We start from the raw sequence: 26,550 nt of genomic DNA on the forward strand, positions 1-26,550 counted from the left end.
CGGCCGTTCGAGGTCGTCATCTGATCACGGATGGCCCTTGGTCCGGTAGCGCGACGTCGGCGACGCGAAACTGCACGCGCTCGGCACCCTGGTAGCGATCGACCGACAAGGATCCCGCGACATGCAGTTGCTGGCCGCGATTGGCGAGCAAAGCATTGCCGAGCTTTTGCCCGACCGAACGGAATGCAATGCCATTGACGATGGCGCCGTCGCCCGACTTGAAACGGAGGCGCAGATGCGCCTGCCCGACCTCGTCGGCAAAAACCAGCTGATGCGCCGGCAGCGCCAGCACGGGCTCCGGATTGCCGCTGCCGAAGGGGCCTGCGCGATTGAGCGTGGCCGCAAGCTCGGGCGTCACCGCCCGCGCCGAGACTGCGCCATCGATATAGAGCTCGTTGACATGGCGCGCCTCGGCGACATCCTGCGCAAGCGCGTTCTCGAGATAGGCACGGAATTCGGCGAGCTTCTCTTTCCGCAGCGTCACGCCTGCGGCCATCGCGTGGCCGCCGCCCTTGAGAAGAATGCCATCGGCGACTGCTTGCCGAACCGTCTTGCCGAGATCGACGCCGGCAATGGAGCGGCCCGATCCGGTGCCGATGCCGCCGGGCTCCAGAGCAATCGCAAAAGCCGGTCGCGAGAACTTCTCTTTCAGCCGCGAGGCGACGAGGCCGACCACGCCGGGATGCCAGCCTTCGGACGCGGTGACGATGACGCCGAGCTTGTCCTCCAGCCCGATCGCGGCGAGCGCCTCGGCCTCGGCCTGCGCTTCGGCCGCCTGCTCGATCACGCGGCGCTCGCTGTTGAGGCGGTCGAGCTCGGCGGCGATCCGGGCAGCCTCGACGCTGTCGCCTTCCAGCAAGAGCCGCACGCCGAGATCGGCCCGGCCGATGCGGCCGCCGGCGTTGACGCGCGGCCCCAGCATGAAGCCGAGGTGCCAGGCTTCCGGCGGTCCGTTCAATCGCGCCACGTCCATCAGCGCGGTGTGACCGACATGGTCGCGCCGCCGCATCGCGATCAGACCCTTGGCGACGAAAGCGCGGTTCAGGCCGATCAGAGGCGCCACATCCGCGACGGTGCCAAGCGCGACATGATGCAGCATGCCGAGCAAATCGGGCTCGGGCATCTCCGCGGTCCAGAAGCCGCGCTGGCGCAGCTCTCTGTTGACCGCGACCAGCGTGACCAGCACGAGGCCGACAGCGGCGAGATGGCCGAGGCCGGAGAGATCGTCGAGCCGGTTCGGATTGACCAAAGCATCCACCTCGGGCAACTCGGCGCCGGCCTGGTGATGGTCGATCACGACCACGGACATGCCGAGACGCTTCGCCTCTGCCAGCGGCTCGATGCTGGTGGTGCCGCAATCGACGGTGACGAGCAGCGTGGCACCCTTGGCCGCCAGCCCGCGCACGGCTTCGACGTTCGGCCCATAGCCCTCGAAAATGCGGTCGGGAATGTGGATCAGCGGATCGAGCCCGCAATGACGCAGGTGCCAGGCGAGCAGCGCCGCCGACGTCGCACCGTCGACGTCGTAATCGCCGAAGATCGCCACGGTCTCGCCCTTCGCGGCCGCATCGGCGATGCGTTTCGCGGCGACCTCCATCTCCGTCACCGTGAACGGATCGGGCATGAGCTTGCGGATCGTCGGATCGAGGAAATCAGGCACGGCGTCGATATCGACGCCGCGGCCGGCCAGCACCCGCGCCAGCAGTTCCGGCAGCTGGTGGCGTTGCACGATGGCGAGCGCCGTGGAGGCGCCGCGCGCATCCAGCCGGGTGCGCCAGAGCTTGTCGGTGAGCGAGCGCGCCACACCCAGAAAGGCCTGGGGCATTTCGGCGGGTAAGGCGATGGCGGGTGGCGTCATGATTCGTGGATTCACGTGGTCCGGGCAGAAGCAGCGGCGCCATGGCCGCATCCGATCGCGGGATTCACCGGGAATCCCTGGCCATTTGCAATGTCGGCGGCCCACAAAGCGGTGGATTGCTGAAAGGCTGAGCGGGTTGACTACCATTTGAGCAGTCGCGCGGACAGCAAATTAAGTGGGCGTTAGCTGGAATCTCCGAAAATGACTCATATTCGATCTGTAAGTCGTTGTTCCCAGTTCATTGCAGATCAGACCTCATTGCCAAGGGAAGGCCCCGATGTCTGCTGCGCTGGGTCTGAAAATCAAACCTGTTACCACCGTACCCGCGGACGATGATTCCGACGTCTCCGCGCTGATCAACCGCCTGACCGCGGAGGTCAACCAGATTGCGGTCGACAAGACCCGGTCGATCCAGCAGATCACCAACCAGATGAAGATGCTGGCGCTGAACGCGCTGATCGAGAGCTCGCGCGCCGGCGCACAAGGCGCGGGATTCGCCGTGGTGGCGCAGGAGGTGCGCGGTGTCGGCCAGCAGGTCGAGACCATTGCCCGCGAGCTCGAGACGCAGCTGACCAAGCGCACCGGCGACCTCGTCGCGTCGATCGAGCGCATGAGCCAGCGTTCGCGCGGCGAGCGCATGATGGACTTGTACCTGAACGCGATCGAGCTGATCGACCGCAACCTCTATGAGCGCACCTGTGATGTGCGCTGGTGGGCGACGGACTCAGCCGTGGTCGACTGCGCGGCCTCGCCGACGCCGGCGGCGGTCACTTATGCCTCGCAGCGGCTCGGCGTCATCCTCGGCGCCTACACCGTCTATCTCGACCTCTGGCTCTGCGACCTCGACGGCAACGTCATCGCCAACGGCCGCGCGGATCGTTTTCGTGTGGTCGGCCAGAACGTCGCCCACACCAAGTGGTTTCGCGAGGCGAAGAGCTTGCGTTCCGGCGACGACTATGTCGCCGGCGACGTCGAGAACCAGCCGCTGCTCGGCAACGCGCAGGTCGCGACCTATTGCGCCAGCGTCCGCGCCGGCGGTCAGGCCCACGGCGTGCCGATCGGCGTGCTCGCCATCCATTTTGATTGGGAGCCGCAGGCGCGTGCGATCGTGCAAGGCGTGCGCGTCGGCGACAATGACAAAGCCCGCGTGCTGCTGGTCGACTCGAATTTCCGCGTGATCGCCGCCTCCGACGGCCAGGGCATTTTGAGCGAGCGCATCGCGCTGTCACTGAACGGCCAGCGCTCCGGCTTCTATCACGACAGGTCAGGCACGATGATCGCCTTCCATGCAACGCCGGGCTACGAGACGTATCGCGGGCTCGGCTGGTACGGCGTGATCGTCTGCGGGGCGTGAGCCGGCGCCGGCCGAGCTTTGCAAAAACAACCCCATGCACAGTAGCCGGGCCGTTGCAGCGACAAGCTTTTTTCGAATGGCCGTCGTTGAACGCGTCGGCACAAAGCACTGCACGGCTGGCTGATTGCGACAGCCCGATGCAACAAGATCGCACCGGCGGGGCGTTTGACACGTCGGGCAAAACATTGGCAAACTAGCATCATCGCACCATTGTAAGAGCCACGCTCTTGCACCGCCGAGAGAGCCTGCACCGACGGTGCCTCGGCCGCGAACGATCATTCGCCACTGCCTTGAAACCAAGCCTGCGCCAGCCGGTTATTCCGGAACCGTCCGGTCGTTCCAATGGCGGTCCGCCCGATTCCTCCCGTCATCCCGAGCTCTCGCATGACGACGAAAACCCGCTTCAACATCGTCTACGCCCTCGCCGCCGTTTTTGCCGTGCTGGTCATCCAGCACCTGATCGCGACCGCCAGCCAGATCGCGGTGATCCCCTACAGCGAGTACCAGCAACTGCTGCGCGACAACAAGATCGAGAGCGTGGGCATCTCCGACCGCACCTTGCAGGGTACGCTGAAGGAGCCGCTCAAGGGCGGCCAGAAGCAGTTCATCACGACGCGCGTCGATCAGGACATCGCCCAGGAGCTCGAAAAGCACAACGTGCGCTTCACCGGCCAGATCGAAAGCACGTTTTTCCGCGACCTGCTGTCTTGGCTGATGCCGATGCTGCTGTTCTTCGGCGTGTGGTGGTACATCGGCCGCCGCTTCGCCGGCGGCCTCGGCGGCGGCTTGATGCAGATCGGCAAGAGCAAGGCCAAGGTCTATGTCGAATCCAACACCGGCGTCACCTTTGCCGACGTCGCGGGCGTTGACGAGGCCAAGGACGAGCTTCGCGAAGTGGTCGACTTTCTCAAAGCGCCCGGCGACTATGGCCGGCTCGGCGGACGTATGCCAAAGGGCATCCTGCTGGTGGGACCGCCTGGCACGGGCAAAACCCTGCTGGCCAAGGCGGTCGCGGGCGAAGCGAAGGTGCCGTTTTTCTCGATCTCGGGGTCCGAGTTCGTGGAGATGTTCGTCGGCGTCGGTGCCGCGCGAGTGCGCGATCTTTTCCAGCAGGCGCATGAGAAGGCGCCTGCCATCATCTTCATCGACGAGCTGGACGCGCTGGGCCGGGCGCGCGGCATCGGTCCGTTCGCGGGCGGCCATGACGAGAAGGAGCAGACGCTCAACCAGCTGCTGGTCGAGCTCGACGGCTTCGACTCGCGCTCCGGCCTCGTCATCCTCGCCGCGACCAATCGTCCCGAAATCCTCGATCCCGCCCTGCTCCGCGCCGGCCGCTTCGATCGCCAGGTGCTGGTCGATCGCCCCGACAAGAAGGGCCGAATCGAGATCCTGAAGGTGCACATGACCAAGGTGCGCCTCGCTGCCGATGTCGATGCGGATGCGGTCGCCGCGCTGACGCCGGGATTCACCGGTGCCGACCTCGCGAACCTCGTCAACGAGGCGGCGTTGCTGGCCACCCGGCGGGGCGCACAGGCCGTCGGCATGAGCGACTTCAACAACGCCGTCGAACGGATGGTCGCTGGCCTCGAGAAGCGGAACCGCCTGCTCAATCCCAGGGAACGCGAGATCGTGGCCTATCACGAGATGGGTCACGCGCTGATCGCGCTCTCGCTGCCCGGGGTCGATCCCGTCCACAAAGTCTCGATCATCCCTCGCGGCGTGGGCGCGCTCGGTTACACCATTCAGCGGCCGATCGAGGATCGCTTCCTGATGACCAAGGAGGAACTGGAGAACAAGATGGCGGTCCTGCTCGGCGGCCGCGCCGCCGAACTGATCGTGTTCGGTCATCTCTCGACGGGCGCAGCCGACGACCTGCGCCGCGTCACCGACATCGCCCGCAGCATGGTGACGCGCTACGGCATGTCCGAGAGGCTCGGCAGCATCGCCTATGAACGCGATCCCGGTAACTTCCTGGCCGGCGCCGACCGGCCCTACCCCACCCGCGAGCGCGAATATGCCGAGGAGACCGCAGCCGCGGTCGATGGCGAGGTCAGGGTGATCGTGGACGATGTGTTCCAGCGAACCCAGGGCCTCCTGACGATGCGGCGATCCATCCTCGACCGCGCCGCAAAGAAGCTGCTGGAGAAGGAGACGCTGGAGCAGAGCGATATCGACGCGCTGATCCGCGAGATGCCCAAGGAGATGTCCAAGGACGGCCTGCGGGCGGTGTAGACCCATGGACATCGCGGAGGTCGACTTTGGCTCCTCGCGTGCATTTCCGGTCTTGTCTCAAGTGCCGACTTCCCGGCCGCACCGCGATCTTCGCAATGGGGCATCATTAGACTCGCAAGCCGTCGCCTTTCACGTGAGTTCCTCGAGCAGCGCCTTCGCTTCCTTCAAATCGCGGGTATCGAAGCCTTCGGTGAACCAACCGTAGATCGGCGCGAGCAGCTCGCGCGCCTCATTCCGCTTGCCTCGATCGCGCCAGAGCCGCGCCATGCTCATAGCGACGCGCAGCTCAAACGATTTTGCCCGCTGCTTGCGGGCGATTTCGAGAGCTTGAACAAGGCTTGCTTCCGCTTCCATGGATGCTCCGAAAAGCAACCGGAGTTCACCTTCAATTCTGAGCACGTCGGCCTGCCAGAGATATTCGCCTGTTTCGGCTATCAAGTCGTTGGCGTTTCCGATCGCGCTCAGGCTGCCCTGCATATCTCCAGCGCGTGCTTGCAGAACCGCAAGGAGTGAATGGTAGTGCGGCGAATGAAATCGAACCTGCTGTTCGGCGACATGTATTCCCTGTTTCATCAGAGCAATGCCGTCCTCTAGCTTCCCTTCACACCCGATCGCCCAACCGCTCAGTATTTGACCACAACTAATAGCCCAGGAGTGGCACGCGCGATCCAAGTTGTGCGTTCAGGTTTTCAACGTAATTCTTGACGTCGGCCATCTTGCCGATCAACACGGACAACTGTGCGCCAGCATAGATGCCAACGATGCCGCTCGTATTCGCGTGGTTTGCGTCGAGGGCATGTTTGATTGCCTTTTGGCGCGCTGCGACTGCCTGGTCGGGGTATCCCAAGGCCCACAGGCTCAGGGCCAGATAGGCAAGACCTGTCGCGTGCGGATCCGCGAGGTAAAGCACCGAAAGAGCTTGGTCCGTTTCGACCCTGTCGATTGCAAGGATCTGCCCCAGCTGGGCTTTCGCGGCCTCGAACTCGCCCATTTCAAGCAGCGATGCGCCCATGGCGCGGTGCGCGATCAGTCGCGCCACGCGGTCGCCGGTGTGCGCGGCCAGTGATTGGCAGCGCCGCGAATACTCAAGTGCCTTCGGGATCCTGCCGCTCGCTATGCAATAGCCATACTGCCCGTAGAGGCTCGGCAACAGGTGCTCCGTGTCGCTTAACTTCTCACACAAGGCAATGGCGCGATCGCGTGCAGCTCCGACGAGTGGGTTGCCATACCCGTGCTGAGCCGCCAAAGGCGTGCCCAAGGCGAGCTGGAATTCGAGTTCCTGCTGATCCTTCTGGATCGAATGCGGCAGCGTCATTAACATCTCCAGGCCCCGTCTGAGATGACGCACGGCCTCCTCGTCGGCGGAGCGCTCCGCCGCACGGCGCCCGGCCTTCAACCAATATGAAATGGCGGTCTCTGCCTGTCCGGCCTCTGTGAAATGGTACGCCAGCAACTCGGGTTCGATGCTGGCACGCTCGGGAAAGAGCCGTTCGAGCGCTTTGGCAATACCTGCATGTAGTTTGTGACGGGCTCCCCGCAGCAGCGTGCCGTAGGCCGCATCCTGCACCAAGGCGTGCTTAAAGCTGTATTCCGCGTCTGCTGGCATTGCGCGCCTGAAAATCAATTCGGCAGATACCAGCTGGTCCAACGCTTCATCCACCTCGGCTGAGTTCCGCTGCGCTACGGCCCGTAGCAGTTCGTGGGAGAACTCCCGACCGATGGCCGCGCCCACCTGCGCCACCTCTTTGGCGGGTGAACCGAGCCGATCAAGGCGCGCCATCAGCGAGGCTTGCAGAGTGGCCGGAATGGCAAGCGCCGTCCTCGAAACACGCGAGTGCGCGGTTCTGGCGCCGCGATCATCTGCCTCCAGCACCGCCTTTGTCAGCTCCTCGAGGAATAGCGGCACCCCATCCGTGCGCTCGACAATCTCTGAAACGACATCGCTCGCTAGCGTCCCCTCGCCGATAACCCGCTGAACCAAGGCAGCGCCCTCGCGCCGGTCGAGCCGGCTAAGAGACAGCATTGTGACGTGCGCCTGCGCGGCCCAGATCCGCTCGAACTCGGGACGGAATGTAATGACGAGCAACACCGGTAGATGCTGGACCCGTTCGACGACAAGGTCGAGCAGCTCGCGCGAACTGGGATCGATCCAGTGCACGTCCTCAAAGAGCATCAACACTGGTCGTTGCCGCGCTGAACCGTGGAGCTGCCGAAGCAGCGCCGCGAAAGTTTTTTCCTTTTTGCCCCTTGGCGTTAGCTGGAGAGGTGGAAAACGGCCTTTGAACGGGATTGACAGCAGCTCAGCCAGCAACGCCTGATCCTCTTGCTGCGTTGAGGCCGACACCAACAGCGCCGCCAATTTGTCAAGCTGCGCCTCGGGCGTATCTTCGCGTAGAAATCCGGCAGCGCGCTCCAGCTGCGTAACAATCGGATAGAACGCACTGTCGACGCGCTGCGGTGAGCAAAAGTACCTAAGGCCGATGTGCAGCTCGGTTTGAAGTCGCTCCTGGAGCGCCGCAATCAATCGCGACTTGCCGATACCCGGCTCGCCAGCAAGCAGCACGACCTGACCTTCACCGCTCGCCGCCCGCCGCCATCGCCGTAACAGCAAATCGAGTTCTTCTTGCCGTCCGACCAGCTCGGTCAACCCGCTTCCGTGGAGCGCCTCGAAACGGCTTTCCACCGAACTCACTTGCAGCACTGCCCAGGCTCGCGTTGGCGCATCGATGCCCTTGAGGTCCTGCAATCCGAGGTCCGCCAAATCGAACAGGTTCCCGAGCAGTCTTCGCGTGCTCTCAGCTATGATCACGGCGTTCGGTTTGGCGACGCCCTGAAGCCGTGCAGCAAGATTTGGGGTCTCGCCGACGATCGCCTGCTCCAGTGCCGATCCCGTGCCGATCAAGTCGCCGACGACGACCAGGCCGGTCGCGATACCGATACGGGTTTGCATCGGAACTGAAAACTCGAGCGCACCAACCGCGCCAATCGCTTCCAATCCTGCGCGAACGGCTCGCTCAGCGTCGTCCTCGTGAGCCTGCGGATAGCCGAAATAGATCAACACGCCATCGCCCATATACTTCGCAACGAAGCCCCCGAAGCGGCGCACCGTATCGGCGACGCACGTTTGATACGCCGAAATGATCTCGCGCAGGTCCTCCGGGTCCATACGAGCGGAAAGCGACGTCGAACCGACCAGGTCCGAGAACATCACGGTGACCTGGCGGCGCTCGGCGGTGTCCTTGGCGGTTTTGCAGGTTGCCGAACGAGCGTCGGATAGGGGCGCAGGTGTGCCCGCTTCAGCACGCAAGGCGGCGATGGCGTCGAGCAACTTACGGCGATGCCCGACGAGTCCGACACCAAGGTCTTTCAAGTCCTCCGCCGTCAGGTTCGGCAGGACCGTATCGTCGATCTCATTCTCGCGGAATGCCGCCTCATATTGTTCGAGGCCCAGCCTCCGCAGCCAACCTCCGAGATCCATGACGGCGCTCCGGGTTCGCCTGGCGCTCCATCATTCCCCGGGCGAGGCAGCCTGTCTACGGAAATGACCGCTTTGGGTCGATCACGTCAGCACGTAGCGCCGACCGGCTTCGATCGGTACAGGCGGCCAGCTTCGCTCGGAATCCACGGCCGAGTTCGTCGGAATGCGCAACTTACGAACGCGCGCGTAACCCTGCTGGGTTCAACCGACGCGACACGAGGCTGTTTTCCCCGAGCAATAGAACGCTCGGCAATCTGAATGCTCTTATTTGGAGACACGCAGCTGAGAGATTGATGTGCCAATCGCGGCAAACGCCGAGCTGATTTGGCTCGCCTGAGTCAACATGAAGAAATTACCTGGGCCGCGAGCACAAGCCGGCAGAACGGCCGATTGTCCAGCGCCGTCAGTAGCTATCGCTGATCCTCGGCGGCTGGAGCAAAATCGACCAAGCGCTTTTCTGACTAAGGACAACGGCGGAGCGGACGATAACATCGAGAATTCGCAACGCTTGCGTTGAGGTGGCCACCGCTGCGAAGCTGATTTTGTTGACCAACCGTTAGGAAATAGCGCGCGAGCATTCCGGGCAACGTAAACACCGACGGGGCCATACTGTTGGTGCAGCCCGTCCAGGCTACAGCTTCACGTCGGTCGCCTTCCGGCGAGAGCCTGAGCGGGCTCGCTGATGTTCTGCTGCGGAGCGTGCGAGACCATGGGCGGCGCTGCGGGCTGGGCCGGGGTCTCGATCGCCTTGCGCCCGAAGTCCGGCGCATAGTGCTCGACATAGAGCTGGCCCGCCACCAGCATGATGCCGGCGCAGAGCAGCACAAGAGCGGTCGTCACGAGATCACGATAGTCGTCCATTGATGTCGCCCACCCAAGCTGCCGGAGCAGAGAACGTCGTCCGTCCCGCTCCGTTCCAGGACAATCGCATATGAGGATTTCTCGCCTGCGGCCATCCTTCGAGACGCCCGCCTTTGGCGGGCCGTCAGGATGACGATCGCGTGCACGGCAGCAGTTTCAGCGGGCACCGAGGCCGCTTAGCCTCATCCTGAGGAGACTGCGGCGCAGTCGTCTCGAAGGGAGGCGCGCGCTCAGACGCGCAAATGCCCTACGCTCGTTCCACGGCATCTGTTGCGAGGAACAGCTCTGTCGCACGCACTCTCGCCCGGGACTCAACTGGTGCCCTCGACGAAGACGACCGGCGTGCCCTTCGAGACACTTGCGGCCACGCGCTGAGCGTCCCAATTCGTCAGCCGCACGCAGCCATGCGATTGGCCCTTGGAGATATTTTGCGGGGACGGCGTACCGTGGATGCCGTAGCCGTCGGCGGAGAGGTTGATCCACACCGTCCCGACCGGGTTGTTCGGGCCGGGCATGATCTTGAAGGGTTTTCGGGCATGAACGCCCTTGAAATGATAGGCGGGATTATAGCGGTAGGTCGGGTTTTGATCGATCTCGGTGACTTTCAGCGTGCCTGAGGGTGATGGCTTCTCCTCGCTGCCGACGCTCGCCGGATAGAAACCGATCAGCGCATTCGACTTGTCGAACAGCTTGACGGTTTGCCTCGCCTTGTCGATCTCGACCCTGTCGGCCTTGATGGGCGGAGCGCTGCCGCCGTCGCTGGTATCGACGACGACGATGGTCTCACCGGCACGGTCGAAATGGCGTCCCGGGTTGAGGGCCGTCAGCAGCTGCTCGCTCATGTGAAACTTCTCGGCCAACTCCTCGCGCGGGCTGGTGTAACCGAGCTTCGGAATGTCCTTCATGTCCTCCATCTTGGCCGGAAGCTTGCGCAGGAACGGGCCTGCGATGTCCTTGTCGGTGATGGTGTAGGTGGTCGTCGGCGGCCGGTCGTCCGTCTGAAGGGCTTTCCAGAGATCATCGGTGACCTCGTCCGAAGCAGGCAATTGCCGCGCTTCCGCAAAAGCGCGCAGCGCTTTCCTGGCGTTCTCGCCGAACTTGCCGTCGATCTCGCCCGGCGAGAAATGGGCCCGGTCCAGCAGAACCTGCAAGTGCACCCCCGCCGGGGTCGGCTTGTCCTTCGAAAGGGTCTTCTTCGATGGCTGGGCAGACGCGATGGCGGCCGGATCCATCCCGGCGGCGAGCCCTGGGGTGGCCGTCAAGGCGAGCAGCGTGACGACAAATGCAATCTTTGCGGCCGCAGGCAGCGGCCTCGCCTCGGCCATGGTCCAGCTCCGACGTGGAAACGTTTGACGCCTTGGCAACTCGATTCGAGGCTGGAAGTTTCCAGTTTTTCCTGAAGGGAGAAAGCGCGGCGACCTACCAGGCGGCCCGACGCACGGCCATCTCCGCCGCGAGCAGCACGGCAGCGCGACTGGCGCCGAGCGACGCAAGCCCCTGGCCCGCGATGTCGTAGGCCGTGCCGTGCGCGGGCGTGCAGATCGGGAACGGGAAGCCGCCGAGCAGGGTCACGCCGCGATCAAACCCCATCAGCTTCATCGCGATCTGGCCCTGGTCGTGATACATGGTCAGCACCGCATCGAAGGCGCCGGCCTTGGCGCGCAGGAACACGGTGTCGGCGGGGAACGGTCCCTCCACAGCCATGCCCTCGCGCTTGCCGGCTTCGACCACCGGCGCGATGACGTCGATCTCCTCGCGGCCGAAATTGCCGCCGTCCCCGGCATGCGGGTTGAGGCCCGCCACGGCAATGCGCGGCCGCGCAAAGCCCGCCTTGCGCATGCAGGCATCCGTCAGCATGAGCGCGCGGCGGATGCGCTCGCTGGACAGCTTGGCAGCAACGTCCCGCAGCGGAATGTGCGAGGTGACGCGCGCATTCCAGAGCTCTCCGAGCACGTTGAATTCGCTGGCCGGCGTCCTCAGACCGACGACCTCCGCGGAGAACGCGATCTCGTCGTCATAGTCGGCACGGGCGAGGCGCATGGCGGCTTTGTTGAAGGGCGTGAAGCAGACGGCATCGACGCGGCCATCCCTGCCGAATTCGAGCGCCCGCTGATAATTGGCCAGCGCAAATTGCCCGCCCGCAAGGCTCGCCACGCCACGCTCGACCCGCGCGGGAGCGAGGTGGCCGAGATCGAGGAATAGCGCATCATCAGGCAGCTCATCGAAATCGGCGCCCTGCTCCACCGCGGTCAGGTCCGGCGTGACACGCGCGATCTTCGCGCCCTCATCGAAGATACGGCGGTCGCCGATCACGACGAGGCGGGCGCGGGCGCGGATTTCGTCGAGCGACACGAGTTTTGCCGTCAGCTCCGGGCTGATACCGGCGGGGTCTCCCATCGCGAGAGCAATGAGCGGCTTTGCGGTCATATGATTACCTTTTCCTGGGCCGGCGCCTCGGCCGTGGGCGACGTGGATTTGCGGAAGGGCCGTGCAAGCTGCAACACCAGTGGAAGCAGCAACAGCGCGATGCCTGCGATCACCAGGCACGTCACCAGCTTGTTGGCGAAGAAGATCCCGAGCGATCCCTTCGACATCAGCATCGACTGCCGGAACGCATCCTCCGCCTTGTCGCCGATGACGATGGCGAGCACCAAGGGCGCCAACGGGTAGAACAGCTTCTTGAAGAGATAGCCGACGATGCCGAAGCCGAGCATCATCACCACGTCGAGATAGGAGTTCGAGACCGAATAAGCGCCGACGACGCAGATGATCACGATCAGTGGCGCGATCACGACGAATGGAATCCGCATCAGGGCGGCGAACACAGGCACTGTGAGCAGCACCAGCGCCACCGCGACGATGTTGCCGACATACATCGAGGCGATCAGGCCCCAGACGAAATCTTTCTGGTCGACGAACAGCATCGGCCCGGGATTGAGGCCCCAGATCATCAGTCCGCCCATCATCACGGCGGCGGTCGCGGAGCCGGGAATGCCGAGCGAGAGCATCGGCAGCAGCGCGCTGGTGCCGGCGGCATGGTCGGCAGTCTCCGGCGAGATGATGCCTTCGACCTCGCCGGTGCCGAAATAGCGGCCGCGGCGCGAGAAGCGGCGGGCGATGCCGTAGCTCATGAAGGAGGCCGCGGTCGGACCACCCGGCGTGATCCCCATCCAGCAGCCGATCGCGGCGCTCCGCAGCAGCGCAACGCCATGGCGCGGCAACCGGACGACCGCTCGAAATACTTCGGCCCAATCGATCCTGGAGGACACGGCGCGGGCATGAAACTCCTCTTCGACCGCAACCAAGAGCTCGCCGATGCCGAACAGGCCCATGACAGCGACGACGAAATTCACGCCCTTGACCAGCTCGTCGATTCCCATGGTGAGACGCACGCTACCCGAGACCGTATCGATGCCGATCGCGGCGATCGCAAAGCCGATTGCAAGCGCCACCACGGTCTTGATCGGCGCCGCGCCGCCCATGCCGACGAAGCTTGCGAAGGCGAGGAAATAGACCGCGAAATATTCCGGTGGGCCGAAAGCGAGCGCGACCTGCGCCACCCAGGACGCCAGGAAGGTGATCAGGATGACGCCGACAAGCGCGCCGAACGCCGCCGAGCCGAACGCGGTGGCGAGCGCCGTGGTCGGCCTTCCATCGCGCGCCATAGGATAACCGTCGAAGGTGGTCGCGACCGAGGACGGCTCGCCGGGAATGTTGAACAGGATCGAGGTCACCGAACCGCCGAACAGCGCACCCCAATACATGCTGGAGAGCAGGATGATCGCCGAGACCGGCTGCATGCCGAAGGTCAGCGGCAGCAGCAGCGACACCCCGTTCGGTGCGCCCAGCCCCGGCAACACGCCGACGAGAATGCCGAGCAGCACGCCGACGGCCATCAGCACGAGATGCGGCACCGTGACCGCGATGCTGAAGCCGTGCAGGAGCTCTGAGAGATTGTCCATCGCCCCTTCCTCAGAACCCGAGCGCTGCTGCGAGCGCGCCATGCGGCAGGCTGACCTGGAACATGCGTTCGAACACGACGTAGAGCGCCAGCGCCGTTGCCGCGGCCGTGGCCGCCGAACGCAGCACGGATTGATGCTCGGGGACGGCCAGCACCGCGAAAATGTAGACCGCCGAGGCAACGTACATCCCGAGCAGCGGGATCACCGCCACGAAGATCGCGGCCGGCAAGAACAGGCCGGCCAGCCGCCGCAGCTCAATCGACGTGATCGCGATGGGGACATTCGCCAATGTCCCGGCCGGCACGATTCCGCGCGCCAGATTGTAGAGACTGCCGGCGATGATGATGATGCCGGTCAGGAAAGGGAATGTGCCTGATTCAACGCCCTCGCTGGACCAGCCGATGCCGTTGTCCAGGCTCTGGACCACCACCGCCACCCCAAAACCGCCGGTGAGGATGGCGGTGGCAAGTTCGAGGGCGCGGCGTGAGATCATGACGTGGTGCCCGCTCTACTTGACCAGCCAGCCCTGCTCGCTCGCGACCTGTTTGACGTGTTCGAGATCCTGCTTGATGAACTTGTCGAACTCGGCGCCGGTCAGGAACGTGTCGACCTGCGAGGTCTTCTCGATGTAGTCCTTCCATTCCGGCGTCGCCTGCACCTTCTTCATGAGGTCGACGTAATAGGCGGCCTGCTCCGGCGTGACCTTGCCGGGCAGCCAGACCGTGCGCGGCTGCTCGTATTGCTTGATGTCGAGGCCCTGCTCGACGCAGGTCGGAACGTCGCTCCAGCCTTCGGTCGCCGTGATCTTGGGTCCCTCAGGCAGCCGCTTCGGGCTGAAGACGCAGAGCGGACGCTGCGTGCCGCCACGCCATTGCCCGAGGCTTTCGCTGGGATTGTTGACGTGGGAATCGATGTGCCCGCCGGCGAGCTGCACGGCGGCCTCGGCGCCGCTCTTGAACGGGATGTAGGTCAGCTTGACGTGACCGACCTTCTCGATCATGCGCGTCAGCACCTCGTCGGTGTCCTTGGACTGCGCGCCGCCCATCTTGAACTGGCCGCTCGCGGCCGCCTTCAGGTAGTCTCCCGCGGTCTTGTAGGGCGCGTCCTGCTTGACCCAGAGCAGGAATTCGTCCTGCGCCATCGCCGCAATCGGGGTGAGATCGGTGTAGTTGAAGGCGACCTTGGAGACGAGCGGCTGCTGCCAGGCGTTCGAGGTGCCGAAGATCACCTTGTAGGGATCGCCGGCGGAGGCCTTGCCGTAGACATAGCCCTCCGCACCGCTGCCGCCGCCCTTGTTGACGACGACGATCGGCTGATCCGTCAGCTTGTGCTTGGCGATGACGTTCTGCACCGCGCGGGCGAGATTGTCGGTGCCGCCGCCCGGCCCCGCGGTTGCCACGAACTCGATCGGCTTCTGCGGCTGCCAGGCCGCGCATGCCGGCGCATTCGCTGCGAGCACGGCCACGCTGACCGACAACAGGAAGAGAGATGTCCCACGCATGATGTCCTCCAATCGATTTTTCTGTTTTGCTTGATCAGTCGTGCCGAAGTTCGCTCAGGCGACGCGCTCCTCACGCCTCCCTGACGCCGAGACGATTGCGCCTTGTTGCTCGAGCGCTTCGATTTGCTTCTGGTCGAACCCGTGCTCGGCCAGCACCTCCCGCGTATGCTCGCCATAAACAGGCGCGCCTGATGCGACCTTGCCCGGCGTTTCCGAGAACTTGATCGGGAGCCCGATCGTCTTGACCGGGCCGAGCGTGGAGTGCTCGACCTCGACGACCATCTCGCGCGCCAGCGTCTGCGGATCGCTCAGCGCCTCCAGCATGTCGTGCACGGGGCCGCACGGGACGCCCTTCTCGTCCAGCGCGACGAGCCAATGCGCGCGCGTTCGGGTGCGGAAGCGTTGGCTCAGGACCGCTTCGAGCTCCTTCAGATTGGCCATGCGGTCGGCGCCAGTGACGAAGCGCGGATCGGCGGCAAGCTCGCTCGCGCCGAGCGCCTCCAGCATCAAGAGCCAGTGCTTCTTGTTGGCGCCGCCGACCACGAGCCAGCCGTCGGAGGCTTCGAACGCCTGGTATGGCGCGTTGAGCGGGTGGGCCGAGCCCATGGCACGCGGCGCCGTCCCGGCGGCGAGCGCAATGGTCGACTGCCAATAGGTCTGCACCAGCGCCGCCTCGTAGAGCGAGGTCTCGACCCACTGCCCCTCCCCGGTCTTGAGGCGGTGCGTGTAGGCGGCGAGGATGCCCATGCTCGCGAGCAGGCCGGCGGTGATGTCCGACAGCGGCGGGCCGCATTTCACCGGCGGTCCATCGGGGCGCTCGCCGGTGAAGCTCATGATGCCGCTCATGGCCTGCGCGACGAGGTCGAAACCGCGGCGATCCTTGTACGGTCCGGTGCGGCCGAAGCCCGATAGCGAGCAGTAGATCAGCGATGGATACTGCTTGTGCAGCTCCTCGTAGCCAAAACCCAGGCGCTCCATCGCGCCCGGCGCAAAGTTCTCGACCAGCACGTCGGCGTCCGCAATCAGGCGCCGCAGCACCTCTTTGCCGCCCTCGGTCTTGAGATCCAGCACGATGCCGCGCTTGTTGCGGTTCATCATCAGGAAGGACGCGGCCTCATCGCCGATCTTCGGCGGCACCGAATGGCGGGTGTCATCGCCGTTTGGCCATTTCTCGATCTTGATGACGTCGGCGCCCATATCGGCGAGCATCAAGGTGCAGGTCGGCCCCGCCATGACATGGGTGAGATCGATGACCTTGAGGCCGGCGAGCGGACCGGAGCGGCGCGAGGTGGATTGCGATCGATCGCTTGGCATCGGAGCGTCCTATTGACCGCGCCACTGCGGGGCGCGCTTGCTGAGGAAAGCGTCGAGCCCTTCGCGAAAATCCTGGCTCGTGTAGCACATCAGGATGAGGTCTTCGCCCTCGTCCCGCGTCAGCCGCCGTTGCAACCGGGCGACGGCCTGCTTGGTCGCGTTCAGCGTCAGCGGCGCGTGGCCGGCGACGAGGCGCGCGATCTCGTCAGCGCGCTGGTCGAGCGCGGCGAGATCGTCGACGACTTCGCCGAGCAAGCCGACGCTGGCGGCCTCCGCCGCATCGACAAGGCGCGCGGTGAAGATGAGGTCCTTGACCCGGGCCGCGCCGATCAGCGCCGTGAGACGGCTGACATTGGACATCGACAGGCAATTGCCGAGCGTCCGCGCGATGGGAAATCCGATTTTCGCACTGCGCGTGCCGATGCGCAGGTCGCAGGCCGCGGCAATGCCCGCCCCTCCGCCGGTGCAGAACCCGTTAATGGCGGCAATCGTCGGCACCCGGCATTGCTCGAGCGTGGTCAGCACCCGGTCGATGCGGTTCTCGTAGTCGATCGCGTCCTGCGGCGTCCTAAAAGCGCGGAACTGGTTGATGTCGGTGCCGGAGGCAAAGGCCTTGTCCCCGGCCCCGCGCAGCACCAGCACCTTGATGGACAGGTCGCCGTTCGCCTGTTCGCAAATGGCGGCGAGCCGCTCGTACATGGTGAAGGTGAAGGCGTTGCGCGCCTGCGGACGGTTGAAGGTGATCCGCCCGATCCCGTCCCTGCATTCAAAAACAAGGTCGTCCGCCGCTACGGCCTGGTCCATTTCCTCGATCCCATCTGTTTTTTGCATTTTTGAATGCAAAATTTTGGATTTTCAAGATATAATTGTCTAACTTTCGTCTACTGGACCATTTTTGCATTCAAAATTTGAGATAGCCCATGCTGCATGAGGAGGTCGTCGGCCGCATCCGCGACATTCTGCTCGACGGCGAGATTCCGCCGGGCGCGCGGATTCCCGAGCGCGAGCTGTGCGAACGGCTCGACGTCTCGCGCACGCCGCTGCGTGAAGCGCTCAAGGTGTTGGCCGCGGAAGGCCTCGTGCAGCTCCTGCCCCATCGCGGCTCGCGCGCGGCAAAGCTGACCGACAAGGACATGCGCGACTTGTTCGAGGTCTGCCAGGGTCTGGAAGCTTTGGCCGGCGAACTCGCCTGCGAGCGCATCACGGACGCTGACATCGCTGACATCGCCGCCGCCCACGCGGCCATGGTGCAGCATTATCGCGACGGCGACCTGATCCAGTATTATCGCGGCAACCGCGCCATTCACGAGGGCATCGTCAACGCCGCCGGCAATCCCGTGCTGTCAGGGCTCTACGCGTCCGTGACCGCGCGCATCCGCCGCGCGCGCTACGTCACGCCGATGACGCCGCAGCGCTGGGCGCTGGCCGTCAGCGAGCACGAAGCCATCCTGAACGCGCTGCAGCGGCGCGACGGCACCGGCCTCGCGCACATCCTGCGCGCGCATCTGCGCCACAAGCGAGAAGAGGTGTTGCAGGCGGGCTTTGCGGAGACGGAAGGGAGCGAGCTCACGCTGAAGATCGCGTGAGGAAAACCATTGTCGCTCCCTTTCGGACCACTGCCGCCACCAGAAGTCGCGACGGCTTGTAAACCTGCATAGAACAGGCAATCCTGACCGTGGCAGGACAGGACCTCAGCGCATGACGATCGAGCTGCACGGCTACCAATACAGCGTCTATTCCTGGATCGCCCGGCTGGCTCTCCATGAAAAGGGCGTGGCGTACCGTTGGGTCGAGGTAAATCCCTTCGTCGAGAATATACCCGTAGGCTACCTTGCAACGCATCCCTTCAAGCGCGTGCCGGCCCTAATTGACGCTTACTTCGTCCTCTACGAAACGGGCGCCATCACGCGCTACGTGGATGAAGCTTTCGAAGGCCCCAGGCTTCAACCCGTGGAGCCGAGAGCGCGAGCGCGTTGCAATCAGATCGTCTCGATCGCGGACAGCTACGCCTATTGGCCTCTCGTGAGGCAAGTTTTCTCTCAAGGGGTTTTCAGACCGGCCATGAGCCATCCCGTGGATGCGAGCGAGTTTCAAAGAGGACTCGAAGCTGCGCCGAGAGTGCTCGCGGCACTGGAGACAATTGCTGGCGGGGGGCGATACCTCTGCGGCAATCACCTGTCACTGGCCGACATCCATCTCGCGCCGATGATTGGCTACTTCGTCCTGGCGGACGAAGGTGGAGCGCTTCTCCGGAATTATGGAAGGCTCAATGATTGGTGGTTAGAGTTCTCGGCGAGACCCGCGTTCGCGGCCACCATGCCGCGATTGCCGCAAGTCTAGCACCCGAGCTTGTCGGCGATCCCGCCAAAATCCTTGGCGACGATGTCCCAGACGCCGGTGGCCTCAAAATCGACCTTCTGATGCGGACCGTACTCGGTCGGCCGCGCCACGAAGGCGGTCTTGAGCCCGTTCTTCTGCGCGGCGGCGAGATCGCCGTTGTGGGCGGCGACCATCATTACCTGCTCGGGCTTGAGGCCGAGCAACTTTGCGGCGCCGAGGTAGGTTTCGGGATCGGGCTTGTAGTGCTCGAACAACTCTGCCGACATGATGAGGTCCCAGGGGAGCCCAGCGAACTTCGCCATGTTGGTAAGCAGGGCGACGTTGCCGTTCGACAGCGGCGAGATCACGAATTTCGTCTTGAGCCGGGTCAGGCCGGCGACGCTGTCGGGCCAGGGATTGAGGCGGTGCCAGCCCTTGGTGAGGTGGTCGAGGTCGGCGTCGGTCAGGCCCTTGATGGCAAATTTCTCGACCAGCTTTTCCAGCGAGCGGCGGTGCAGATCGTCGAGGATGACATAGCCGCGCTCGGGATGCTTGCGCACGTCGTCCATGGACGCGACGTACATGCCGCGCCAACCGTCGACGAGCGCGGTCCAATCGGCGGAGATGCCGCGCTGCTTTCCCCACCACATGAAGTCGGTGATCAGGCTGGTGCGCCAATCGACGACCGTGCCGAACACGTCGAAGATGAGGGCTTTGACGGCGGAGAGATCGGACATGGGCGCTTCCCTGTTGTTCTTGTTGTCATTCCGGGGCGATGCGCGGCATCGAACCCGGAATCCAGAAGTTGTGGCGCGCGATTCCGGGTTCTCGCTTCGCGAGACCCGGAACGACAGAGAACATCAGTCCAAATGGAACTTGGCGAGCTCGCGATGCTCGGCCTTGATGTAGCGCACAGTGCCCGTGACGGAGCGCATCACCACCGTCTCGGTCTCGATCACGCCGTCCTTGCGGAATTTCACGCCTGACAGCAGCGAGCCCGTGGTGACGCCGGTGGCGGCGAACAGGCAGTCGCCGCGCGCCATGTCCTCGATGCCGTAGATCATCTTGGGATCGTTGACGCCCATCTTGGCGGCGCGCTCGACCTTCTCGCCGGAATCGAGAATCAGCCGGCACTGCATCTGGCCGCCGATGCAGCGCAGCGCCACCGCCGCTAGCACGCCTTCCGGCGCACCGCCGGTGCCGAGATACATGTCGACGCCGGTGTTCTCAGGATCGGCGGTGTGGATCACGCCGGCGACGTCGCCATCGGTGATCAGGCGCACGGCAGCGCCGGTCGATCGGACGCTCTCGATGATGCTGGCATGGCGCGGACGGTCGAGCACGAGCACGGTGATGCCCTCGGGCTTGACGCCCTTGGCCTTGGCAAGGCGGCGGACATTCTCGGCAGGGCTGGCATCGAGCTCGACGACGCCCTTGTCGTAGCCGGGGCCAATCGCGAGCTTCTGCATGTAGACGTCGGGCGCGTGCAGCAGCGTGCCGCCGTCGGCCATCGCCATGGTGGCGATCGAGCCTGGCATGTTCTTGGCGCACAGCGTGGTGCCTTCGAGCGGGTCGACTGCGATGTCGACCTCGGGGCCGGCGTTCACGCCAACCTTCTCTCCGATGAAGAGCATCGGCGCCTCGTCGCGCTCGCCCTCGCCGATCACGATCGTGCCCTGGATCGGCAGCTTGTTGAGCTCGCGGCGCATGGCATCGACGGCGGCCTGGTCGGCCGCCTTCTCGTTGCCGTGCCCGCGCAACCGCGCCGACGACACCGCCGCACGCTCAGTCACGCGCACGATCTCCAGCGTGAGAATACGCTCGAGCAATGCTTGCGGCGGCACTGAAATATGGGTCGACATCGGCTAACTCCTTCGAAACAGTTTGGGACGGACATCTCCGTCCGCATCAACTCGTAACACCCACAGTTCGTTCGAACTGTTTTACGTCTTGAGCATGCTCTTTCCCGAAAACCGCTTCACACTTTTCGGGAGCATGCTCTAGTTCTTCTCAATCCTGATGACCTGCGGCCGTCCGCTGATCACCTTGTCCTTCTGCACGGCGGCGAGCGCGCGGCGCACGGCGTCCTCGTGTGTGGCATAGGTGATCAGGATGACGGGCACGGGCACCGCTTTTCCGTTCGCCGGCGCGACGCCGCCATTGGGATGACGCTGCACGATCGACTCGATCGAAATCTTCTGCTCTGCGAGCCGGGTCGCGATCGCAGCCGCGGTGCCCGGGAAATCGCGCGCCAGAAGGCGGATGTAATAGCCGCCTTCGTGACGCTCCATCGGCGCCTTATTGGTGTCGCGGAGCTGGGCGACCGGACGGCCGAATGGATTGGCGCGGATGCCGCGCGCAACATCCGCGATATCGGCAACGACGGCCGACGCGGTCGCCGCACCACCGGCGCCAGGCCCCACCAGCGTAATCGGCGGAATGCCCTCGCCATCGATCGTGACTGCGTTGGTGACACCCATCACCTGCGCGATCGACGAGGTCTTGGGAACCATGGTCGGATGCACGCGCTGCTCGATGCCCTTGGCGGTGCGAACGGCAACGCCGAGCAGCTTGACGCGGTAGCCGAGATCCGCGGCTGCGCGCAGGTCTTCCGGAGCGATGGAGGAGATGCCTTCGACATACACCGCGCTTTGAGCAACTTTCGTGCCGAAAGCGAGGCTGGCGAGAATAGCGAGCTTTTGTGCGGTGTCGTGCCCATCAACGTCGAAGGACGGATCGGCCTCGGCATAGCCGAGCCGCTGCGCATCCTTGAGGCACTCTGCGAACGACAGGCCTTCCTGCTCCATGCGGGTCAGGATGTAATTGCAGGTGCCGTTGAGAATGCCGTAGACGCGGTTGATGCCCGTTCCGGCAAGACCTTCGCGCAACGTCTTGATGACAGGAATTGCGGCGCCGACGGCTGCCTCGAAATTCAGCGCACCGCCATGCTTTTCGGCTGATTTCGCCAGCTTGATACCGTGCTTGGCGAGCAGCGCCTTATTGGCCGTAACCACCGACTTGCCGGCGGCGAGTGCGGCTTCGACGGCGGACAGCGCAGGATCGCCGGCACCGCCCATCAGTTCGACGAAGCAATCGACCTCGGGGTGCGTGGCAAGCGCCAGCGGATCCCTGGCCCATTCGACGCCGCGCAGATCGATGCCGCGTTTCTTCGCTTTCGAACGCGCGGTGACGGCGACGACGCGCACGCCGCGGCCGCTGCGGCCCGCGAGCACGCGCGCCTGCGTTTCAATCAAACGGACAACTTCGGCGCCCACGGTGCCGAGCCCCGCTATGCCCACTTTCAGGGGTGCAACCATGATGCTTGAGTGAACCTGTCGAAGAGAAATCAGCGCCTGTTGGCGAGCGGAACGACGTTGTGCAACGTTTCGATGCCGCTTTCAAGGAAGCGGCGCACGCCGCGCGCGGCCTGCCTGATCCGTTGCTCGTTTTCCACCATGGCGATGCGGACATATCCTTCACCATGCTCGCCGAAACCGACGCCGGGCGAGACCGCAACGCCTGACTTCTCCACCATCAGGGTCGCGAACTGCATGCTGCCGACGCTGCGGAATGCTTCCGGCAGCGGCACCCAGGCGAACATCGAGGCTTCCGGCGGCGGAATCTCCCAGCCCGCCCGGCCGAACGATTCCACCAGCGCGTCGCGGCGCTTGCGATAGGTGTCGCGCATCTCCTTGATGCAGTCGTCCGGACCGTTCAATGCGGCGGTGGCTGCGACCTGCACCGGCGTGAAGGCACCGTAGTCGAGATAGGATTTGACTCGGGCGAGCGCTGCGATCACGCGCTCATTGCCGACGGCAAAGCCCATACGCCAGCCGGCCATCGAATAGGTCTTCGACATCGAGGTGAACTCGACGGTGACGTCCATCGCGCCGGGCACCTGGAGCACCGAGGGCGGCGGATTGTTCTCGTCGAAATAGACTTCCGCGTAGGCGAGATCGGACAGGATCAGGATCTCGTGCTTCTTCGCGAAGGCAACGAGGTCCTTGTAGAAGTCGAGGCTCGCGACATAAGCGGTCGGGTTCGACGGATAGCAGACGACGAGCGCGAGCGGCTTCGGGATCGAATGCACGATCGCCCGCTCCACCGCCTCGAAGAATTGCGGCGTCGGCTCCGACGGCACCGAGCGGATCACGCCGCCCGCCATCAGGAAGCCGAAGGCGTGAATGGGATAGCTCGGGTTCGGGCAGAGGATGACGTCGCCGGGCGCCGTGATCGCCTGCGCCACGTTGGCGAAGCCCTCCTTGGAGCCGAGCGTCGCCACCACCTGGGTGTCGGGGTTGAGCTTCACGCCGAAGCGGCGCGCGTAGTAGCCGGCCTGGGCCCGGCGCAGGCCGGGGATACCGCGGGACGCCGAGTAGCGGTCGGTGCGCGGCTTGCCGAGCGTCTCCTTCAGCTTCTCCAGCACATGCGGCGGCGCCGGCAGGTCCGGATTGCCCATGCCGAGATCGATGATGTCGGCGCCGGCGTTCCGCGCGGCCGCCTTGGCCCGGTTGACCTGCTCGAATACGTAAGGCGGAAGGCGGCGGATGCGGTAAAATTCGTCCATGGCTCTCTGGGCTCCGGGCAACCGGTCAGGACAGAATCGACCTGGCCAATTGGGCCATTCCGACTGGCATCGGCCCCACGCATCAAAATCACTCAAAATCAGATACTTAGAGTGATTTGCGACGACGGAGACTGAAGTCGTTCGCCCTGACTCTCGGCTGAACTGAGGTCTTTTAGCACGGCAAGACGAGGGCGCCAGCGATTACGTTGCGCTGCGCTACTTCGCGTCCTTGGCAGCAATGGCCTGGCGGTCGCGCGCGGCGGCCAGCTCTGCCTCGATCTTGGCGCGCTGGTCGGGCGGGATGATTGCCTCGTCACGATCCGGGGGCAAGTCGTGCACAGGGAGGTAGCCTCCGGGCTCCCTGGGATGGCCAAGCGTATCGGCGGCCGACATATCCGCGAGCTGGCTCGAGCAGCCGCTCAACGCAAAGGCAGCCATCAGCAGCGCGCAGCACGCAAGCCGCGTCTTTTGCAGGTCCCACAACACCAACACTTGGGAAATCCCCTACTCGTCCCAACGCAAGGCTGCCGATAGCTTAATCAACAACCTGCCCAAGCTCAAACCATTGCTGCCCACAAATGGCACGAGCGAGAAATCATCCAAGGCCCACGGCATGAGAAGTGCACTTCGATTGTGACAAAAGCAAGAAGCCTTATCGCAGTGCAGCACATCTTCGCGTCTGTTTAACGCGAAACCAGCGAGCTTCGCGGTGACGAATACGGAATGAATCGTTACTGTCCTCTTCATGAGTACCGTCACGACCGACACGCCCAAGCCCGGGTCAACGTCCGGGACAAAGTCTGAAACCAAGTTCGATGCGGAAGCCTTCGCGATGAATGTCGCGCGGGCGATGGAGAGCGGCGGCAAGGCGCTCGCCGCGTATCTGAAGCCGCGCGAGAGCGGCGAGGTGCAGGACCGTCCGCCGACCGAGCTCACCGAGGTCGTCAAGACCTTCACCTCGGTCGCCGAATACTGGCTGTCCGACCAGTCGCGATCGTCCGACCTCCAAACCAAGCTCGCCAAGGACTATCTCGATCTCTGGGGCTCGGCAGCGCGCCGCATGGCCGGACAAGACGCCGCGCCCGCGATCACGCCCTCGCCGCGCGACAAGCGCTTTGCCGATCCGGAATGGAAGTCGAACCAGTTCTTCGACTTCATGATGCAGCTCTATCTGCTCACGACCAAATGGGCGCACGAGCTCGTGCGCGACGCCGAGCTCGATGCGCAGACCCGCCGCAAGGCCGAATTCTACATCCAGCAGATCACCAACGCGATCTCGCCGTCGAACTTCGTGCTGACCAATCCGGAGGTGTTGCGCGAGACCGTCGCAAGCAGCGGCGAGAATCTCGCGCGCGGCCTGACGATGCTGGCGGAGGACATCGCTGCCGGCAAGGGCATGCTGAAGATCCGCCAATCCAACCCGGACAACCTCGTCGTCGGCGTCAACATGGCGACGACGCCCGGCAAGGTGATCTACCAGAACGAGATGATGCAGCTGATCCAGTATGCTCCGACCACGGAGAAGGTGCTGCGCACGCCGCTGCTGATCGTGCCGCCCTGGATCAACAAGTTCTACATTCTCGATCTCAAGCCGGAGAAATCCTACATCAAGTGGTGCGTCGACCAGGGCATCACAGTATTCGTGATCTCATGGGTCAATCCGGACAAGCGCTTGGGCGCCAAGAGCTGGGAAGACTACATGAAGGAAGGCCCGCTCACGGCGATGGACGTGATCGAGAAGGTCACCGGCGAGATGAAGGTGCACACCGCCGGCTATTGCGTCGGCGGCACCATGCTCGCGACCACGCTGGCCTGGCTCGCCGAGAAGCGGCGCCAGCGCGTGAGCTCGGCGACCTTCTTTGCCGCCCAGGTCGACTTCACCCATGCCGGCGACCTCCTGGTGTTCGTCGACGAGGAGCAGATCGCAGCACTCGAGCAGGACATGAAAGCGTCAGGCGTGCTCGAAGGCTCCAAGATGGCCATGGCCTTCAACATGCTGCGCTCAAACGATCTGATCTGGTCTTACGTGGTCAGCAACTACCTCAAAGGCCAGCAACCGAGCGCGTTCGACCTGCTGCACTGGAATTCCGATGCGACGCGCATGACGCAGGCGAACCATTCCTATTATCTGCGCAACTGCTATCTGGAGAACCGGCTCTCGACGGGCACGATGGTGCTCGACAACACCCTGCTCGACCTCTCCAAGGTCAAGGTGCCTGTCTATAATCTCGCCACCCGCGAGGACCACATCGCGCCAGCGGAATCGGTGCTGTACGGCTCGCAATTCTTCGGCGGTCCCGTGAAATACGTGCTGTCCGGCTCCGGCCACATCGCCGGCGTCGTCAATCCGCCTGCTTCGAACAAGTACCAGTACTGGACCAACGACAACATCAAGGCTGCCAGTGTCGCCGAGTGGATGAAAGGCGCGGTGGAGCACAAGGGCTCGTGGTGGCCGGATTGGCGCGAATGGCTGGGCAGCCTCGATCCGGAGGAAGTGCCTGCGCGCAGCGTCGGCAGCGAGGCGCTGCCCCCGATCGAGGACGCGCCCGGCAGCTATGTCAGGGTCCGCGCGTAGCAGAATCTCCCGCGCTTGTATAAACTCACTCTCAAGGCAGCGACGACAAAGGGGATCGGGTTATGACGCGTGAATTGTTCTGGCTGACGTGCACGGTGATCCTGACCGGGATCCTCTGGATTCCCTACACCATCAACCGCTGCCAGGTTCGGGGCCTCAGCGGCGCGATGGCCAACCCCTCGCGCGGCGACAAGCCCCAGGCCGAGTGGGCCAACCGCCTGATGTTCGCGCATGACAACGCGGTCGAGAATCTCGTGATCTTCGCGCCGCTGGTCCTGATTTTGAATGCGATCGACTATTCCTCGAAATGGACGGTGCTCGCCTGCGCGGTCTATTTCTGGGCGCGTGTCGCGCATCTGATCGTCTATGCGCTCGGCATCCCGGTGTTCCGCACCCTCGCCTTCACCGTTGGCTTTCTCGCGCAGGCCGTGCTGGCGCTGGCGATCTTCGGGGTGTTTTAGTCTCGTGTCCCGGACGCGCGAAGCGCGAGCCGAGACCCAGAATGCCGCAAACGAGCAAGAAGCCTGGG

General features: G+C 64.0%; 22 protein-coding genes. 6 read left to right on the forward strand and 16 right to left on the reverse strand.

Annotated features, from left to right (window positions below; genetic code table 11):
- Nucleotides 1–16 precede the first annotated feature (16 nt).
- Nucleotides 17–1,858: a single-stranded-DNA-specific exonuclease RecJ gene (gene recJ, locus BM374_RS30960; RefSeq protein ID WP_092301525.1), complete on the reverse strand. Its 1,842-nt coding sequence runs from the start codon at nt 1,856–1,858 to the stop codon at nt 17–19.
- A gap of 277 nt (nt 1,859–2,135) precedes the next feature.
- Between recJ and BM374_RS30965 the strand changes: the two genes are divergently transcribed.
- Entirely contained in the window at nt 2,136–3,212 is a 1,077-nt protein-coding gene (locus BM374_RS30965) for a methyl-accepting chemotaxis protein (protein ID WP_092301528.1), read from the forward strand.
- 384 nt (nt 3,213–3,596) lie between these two features.
- Entirely contained in the window at nt 3,597–5,444 is a 1,848-nt protein-coding gene (gene ftsH, locus BM374_RS30970) for an ATP-dependent zinc metalloprotease FtsH (RefSeq protein WP_092301531.1), read from the forward strand.
- 129 nt (nt 5,445–5,573) lie between these two features.
- On the opposite strand, the gene BM374_RS39580 is transcribed toward ftsH, so the two are convergent.
- From BM374_RS39580 to BM374_RS31015, 10 genes are all read right to left on the reverse strand, one after another.
- Nucleotides 5,574–6,017: a hypothetical protein gene (locus BM374_RS39580; protein WP_244552757.1), complete on the reverse strand. Its 444-nt coding sequence runs from the start codon at nt 6,015–6,017 to the stop codon at nt 5,574–5,576.
- Between the two features lie 67 nt (nt 6,018–6,084).
- Nucleotides 6,085–8,922, reverse strand: coding sequence for an adenylate/guanylate cyclase domain-containing protein (locus BM374_RS30975; protein WP_244552758.1), 2,838 nt, complete (start codon nt 8,920–8,922; stop codon nt 6,085–6,087).
- Nucleotides 8,923–9,561: 639 nt separating this feature from the next.
- Nucleotides 9,562–9,783 carry a hypothetical protein gene (locus BM374_RS30980; protein ID WP_092301534.1) on the reverse strand — a complete coding sequence of 74 codons (222 nt, stop codon included), beginning with the start codon at nt 9,781–9,783 and terminating at the stop codon, nt 9,562–9,564.
- Nucleotides 9,784–10,094: 311 nt separating this feature from the next.
- The gene (locus BM374_RS30985; RefSeq protein ID WP_244552759.1) at nt 10,095–11,108 is read right to left on the reverse strand and encodes a L,D-transpeptidase family protein; all 1,014 of its coding nucleotides are present in this window, start codon (nt 11,106–11,108) and stop codon (nt 10,095–10,097) included.
- 94 nt (nt 11,109–11,202) lie between these two features.
- The gene (locus BM374_RS30990; protein WP_092301537.1) at nt 11,203–12,210 is read right to left on the reverse strand and encodes a 4-hydroxythreonine-4-phosphate dehydrogenase PdxA; all 1,008 of its coding nucleotides are present in this window, start codon (nt 12,208–12,210) and stop codon (nt 11,203–11,205) included.
- The gene (locus BM374_RS30995) at nt 12,207–13,745 is read right to left on the reverse strand and encodes a tripartite tricarboxylate transporter permease (protein ID WP_092301700.1); all 1,539 of its coding nucleotides are present in this window, start codon (nt 13,743–13,745) and stop codon (nt 12,207–12,209) included. Before BM374_RS30995 ends, BM374_RS30990 begins: the two co-directional genes overlap by 4 nt.
- 10 nt (nt 13,746–13,755) lie before the next feature.
- A complete protein-coding gene (locus BM374_RS31000; protein WP_092301540.1) occupies nt 13,756–14,238 on the reverse strand; it encodes a tripartite tricarboxylate transporter TctB family protein in 483 nt (160 codons plus the stop codon).
- A 15-nt stretch (nt 14,239–14,253) separates the two neighbouring features.
- On the reverse strand, nt 14,254–15,246 hold the full coding sequence (locus tag BM374_RS31005) for a tripartite tricarboxylate transporter substrate binding protein (protein WP_092301703.1): 993 nt from the start codon (nt 15,244–15,246) through the stop codon (nt 14,254–14,256).
- 54 nt (nt 15,247–15,300) lie between these two features.
- Nucleotides 15,301–16,560, reverse strand: coding sequence for a CaiB/BaiF CoA transferase family protein (locus BM374_RS31010; protein ID WP_092301543.1), 1,260 nt, complete (start codon nt 16,558–16,560; stop codon nt 15,301–15,303).
- Nucleotides 16,561–16,569: 9 nt separating this feature from the next.
- A complete protein-coding gene (locus BM374_RS31015) occupies nt 16,570–17,364 on the reverse strand; it encodes an enoyl-CoA hydratase/isomerase family protein (RefSeq protein ID WP_092301706.1) in 795 nt (264 codons plus the stop codon).
- Between the two features lie 116 nt (nt 17,365–17,480).
- On the opposite strand from BM374_RS31015, the gene BM374_RS31020 reads away from it, so the two are divergent.
- Together BM374_RS31020 and BM374_RS31025 are read left to right on the forward strand one after the other, a co-directional pair.
- On the forward strand, nt 17,481–18,146 hold the full coding sequence (locus BM374_RS31020; protein WP_092301546.1) for a GntR family transcriptional regulator: 666 nt from the start codon (nt 17,481–17,483) through the stop codon (nt 18,144–18,146).
- A gap of 112 nt (nt 18,147–18,258) precedes the next feature.
- The gene (locus tag BM374_RS31025) at nt 18,259–18,900 is read left to right on the forward strand and encodes a glutathione S-transferase family protein (protein WP_092301549.1); all 642 of its coding nucleotides are present in this window, start codon (nt 18,259–18,261) and stop codon (nt 18,898–18,900) included.
- On the opposite strand, the gene BM374_RS31030 is transcribed toward BM374_RS31025, so the two are convergent.
- From BM374_RS31030 to BM374_RS31050, 5 genes are all read right to left on the reverse strand, one after another.
- Entirely contained in the window at nt 18,897–19,616 is a 720-nt protein-coding gene (locus BM374_RS31030; protein WP_092301552.1) for a haloacid dehalogenase type II, read from the reverse strand. The two genes, BM374_RS31025 and BM374_RS31030, sit on opposite strands and share 4 nt — an antisense overlap.
- 123 nt (nt 19,617–19,739) lie before the next feature.
- The gene (glpX, locus tag BM374_RS31035) at nt 19,740–20,741 is read right to left on the reverse strand and encodes a class II fructose-bisphosphatase (protein ID WP_092301555.1); all 1,002 of its coding nucleotides are present in this window, start codon (nt 20,739–20,741) and stop codon (nt 19,740–19,742) included.
- Between the two features lie 138 nt (nt 20,742–20,879).
- Nucleotides 20,880–22,196 (reverse strand): homoserine dehydrogenase, encoded by a 1,317-nt coding sequence (locus tag BM374_RS31040; protein ID WP_092301558.1) that lies wholly within the window; start codon nt 22,194–22,196, stop codon nt 20,880–20,882.
- Nucleotides 22,197–22,225: 29 nt separating this feature from the next.
- Nucleotides 22,226–23,446: an LL-diaminopimelate aminotransferase gene (locus BM374_RS31045; RefSeq protein WP_092301561.1), complete on the reverse strand. Its 1,221-nt coding sequence runs from the start codon at nt 23,444–23,446 to the stop codon at nt 22,226–22,228.
- 216 nt (nt 23,447–23,662) lie between these two features.
- Nucleotides 23,663–23,938 carry a hypothetical protein gene (locus tag BM374_RS31050; RefSeq protein WP_092301564.1) on the reverse strand — a complete coding sequence of 92 codons (276 nt, stop codon included), beginning with the start codon at nt 23,936–23,938 and terminating at the stop codon, nt 23,663–23,665.
- 253 nt (nt 23,939–24,191) lie between these two features.
- Here BM374_RS31050 and BM374_RS31055 point away from each other — a divergent pair, with 253 nt between their 5' ends.
- Both BM374_RS31055 and BM374_RS31060 read left to right on the forward strand, forming a co-directional pair.
- A complete protein-coding gene (locus tag BM374_RS31055; RefSeq protein WP_092301567.1) occupies nt 24,192–26,021 on the forward strand; it encodes a PHA/PHB synthase family protein in 1,830 nt (609 codons plus the stop codon).
- A 62-nt stretch (nt 26,022–26,083) separates the two neighbouring features.
- Nucleotides 26,084–26,482 carry an MAPEG family protein gene (locus BM374_RS31060; RefSeq protein ID WP_092301570.1) on the forward strand — a complete coding sequence of 133 codons (399 nt, stop codon included), beginning with the start codon at nt 26,084–26,086 and terminating at the stop codon, nt 26,480–26,482.
- The last annotated feature ends 68 nt before the right edge of the window (nt 26,483–26,550 follow it).

Origin of the sequence: Bradyrhizobium sp. Ghvi (genome assembly GCF_900115265.1) — a bacterium.
Lineage (GTDB): Bacteria > Pseudomonadota > Alphaproteobacteria > Rhizobiales > Xanthobacteraceae > Bradyrhizobium.

Excerpts from the sequence above, each read along its gene's own strand:
- BM374_RS31005 (WP_092301703.1), bottom strand. The coding sequence starts at position 15,246 with ATGCGTGGGACATCTCTCTTCCTGTTGTCGGTCAGCGTGGCCGTGCTC.
- BM374_RS31020 (WP_092301546.1), top strand. The coding sequence starts at position 17,481 with ATGCTGCATGAGGAGGTCGTCGGCCGCATCCGCGACATTCTGCTCGAC.
- BM374_RS30965 (WP_092301528.1), top strand. The coding sequence starts at position 2,136 with ATGTCTGCTGCGCTGGGTCTGAAAATCAAACCTGTTACCACCGTACCC.
- BM374_RS31040 (WP_092301558.1), bottom strand. The coding sequence starts at position 22,196 with ATGGTTGCACCCCTGAAAGTGGGCATAGCGGGGCTCGGCACCGTGGGC.
- BM374_RS30995 (WP_092301700.1), bottom strand. The coding sequence starts at position 13,745 with ATGGACAATCTCTCAGAGCTCCTGCACGGCTTCAGCATCGCGGTCACG.
- glpX (WP_092301555.1), bottom strand. The coding sequence starts at position 20,741 with ATGTCGACCCATATTTCAGTGCCGCCGCAAGCATTGCTCGAGCGTATT.
- BM374_RS31030 (WP_092301552.1), bottom strand. The coding sequence starts at position 19,616 with ATGTCCGATCTCTCCGCCGTCAAAGCCCTCATCTTCGACGTGTTCGGC.
- recJ (WP_092301525.1), bottom strand. The coding sequence starts at position 1,858 with ATGACGCCACCCGCCATCGCCTTACCCGCCGAAATGCCCCAGGCCTTT.
- BM374_RS31015 (WP_092301706.1), bottom strand. The coding sequence starts at position 17,364 with ATGGACCAGGCCGTAGCGGCGGACGACCTTGTTTTTGAATGCAGGGAC.
- BM374_RS31060 (WP_092301570.1), top strand. The coding sequence starts at position 26,084 with ATGACGCGTGAATTGTTCTGGCTGACGTGCACGGTGATCCTGACCGGG.
- BM374_RS30985 (WP_244552759.1), bottom strand. The coding sequence starts at position 11,108 with ATGGCCGAGGCGAGGCCGCTGCCTGCGGCCGCAAAGATTGCATTTGTC.
- BM374_RS31025 (WP_092301549.1), top strand. The coding sequence starts at position 18,259 with ATGACGATCGAGCTGCACGGCTACCAATACAGCGTCTATTCCTGGATC.
- BM374_RS30990 (WP_092301537.1), bottom strand. The coding sequence starts at position 12,210 with ATGACCGCAAAGCCGCTCATTGCTCTCGCGATGGGAGACCCCGCCGGT.
- BM374_RS31000 (WP_092301540.1), bottom strand. The coding sequence starts at position 14,238 with ATGATCTCACGCCGCGCCCTCGAACTTGCCACCGCCATCCTCACCGGC.
- BM374_RS31055 (WP_092301567.1), top strand. The coding sequence starts at position 24,192 with ATGAGTACCGTCACGACCGACACGCCCAAGCCCGGGTCAACGTCCGGG.
- BM374_RS39580 (WP_244552757.1), bottom strand. The coding sequence starts at position 6,017 with ATGAAACAGGGAATACATGTCGCCGAACAGCAGGTTCGATTTCATTCG.
- BM374_RS31010 (WP_092301543.1), bottom strand. The coding sequence starts at position 16,560 with ATGCCAAGCGATCGATCGCAATCCACCTCGCGCCGCTCCGGTCCGCTC.
- BM374_RS31045 (WP_092301561.1), bottom strand. The coding sequence starts at position 23,446 with ATGGACGAATTTTACCGCATCCGCCGCCTTCCGCCTTACGTATTCGAG.
- BM374_RS30975 (WP_244552758.1), bottom strand. The coding sequence starts at position 8,922 with ATGGATCTCGGAGGTTGGCTGCGGAGGCTGGGCCTCGAACAATATGAG.
- ftsH (WP_092301531.1), top strand. The coding sequence starts at position 3,597 with ATGACGACGAAAACCCGCTTCAACATCGTCTACGCCCTCGCCGCCGTT.
- BM374_RS30980 (WP_092301534.1), bottom strand. The coding sequence starts at position 9,783 with ATGGACGACTATCGTGATCTCGTGACGACCGCTCTTGTGCTGCTCTGC.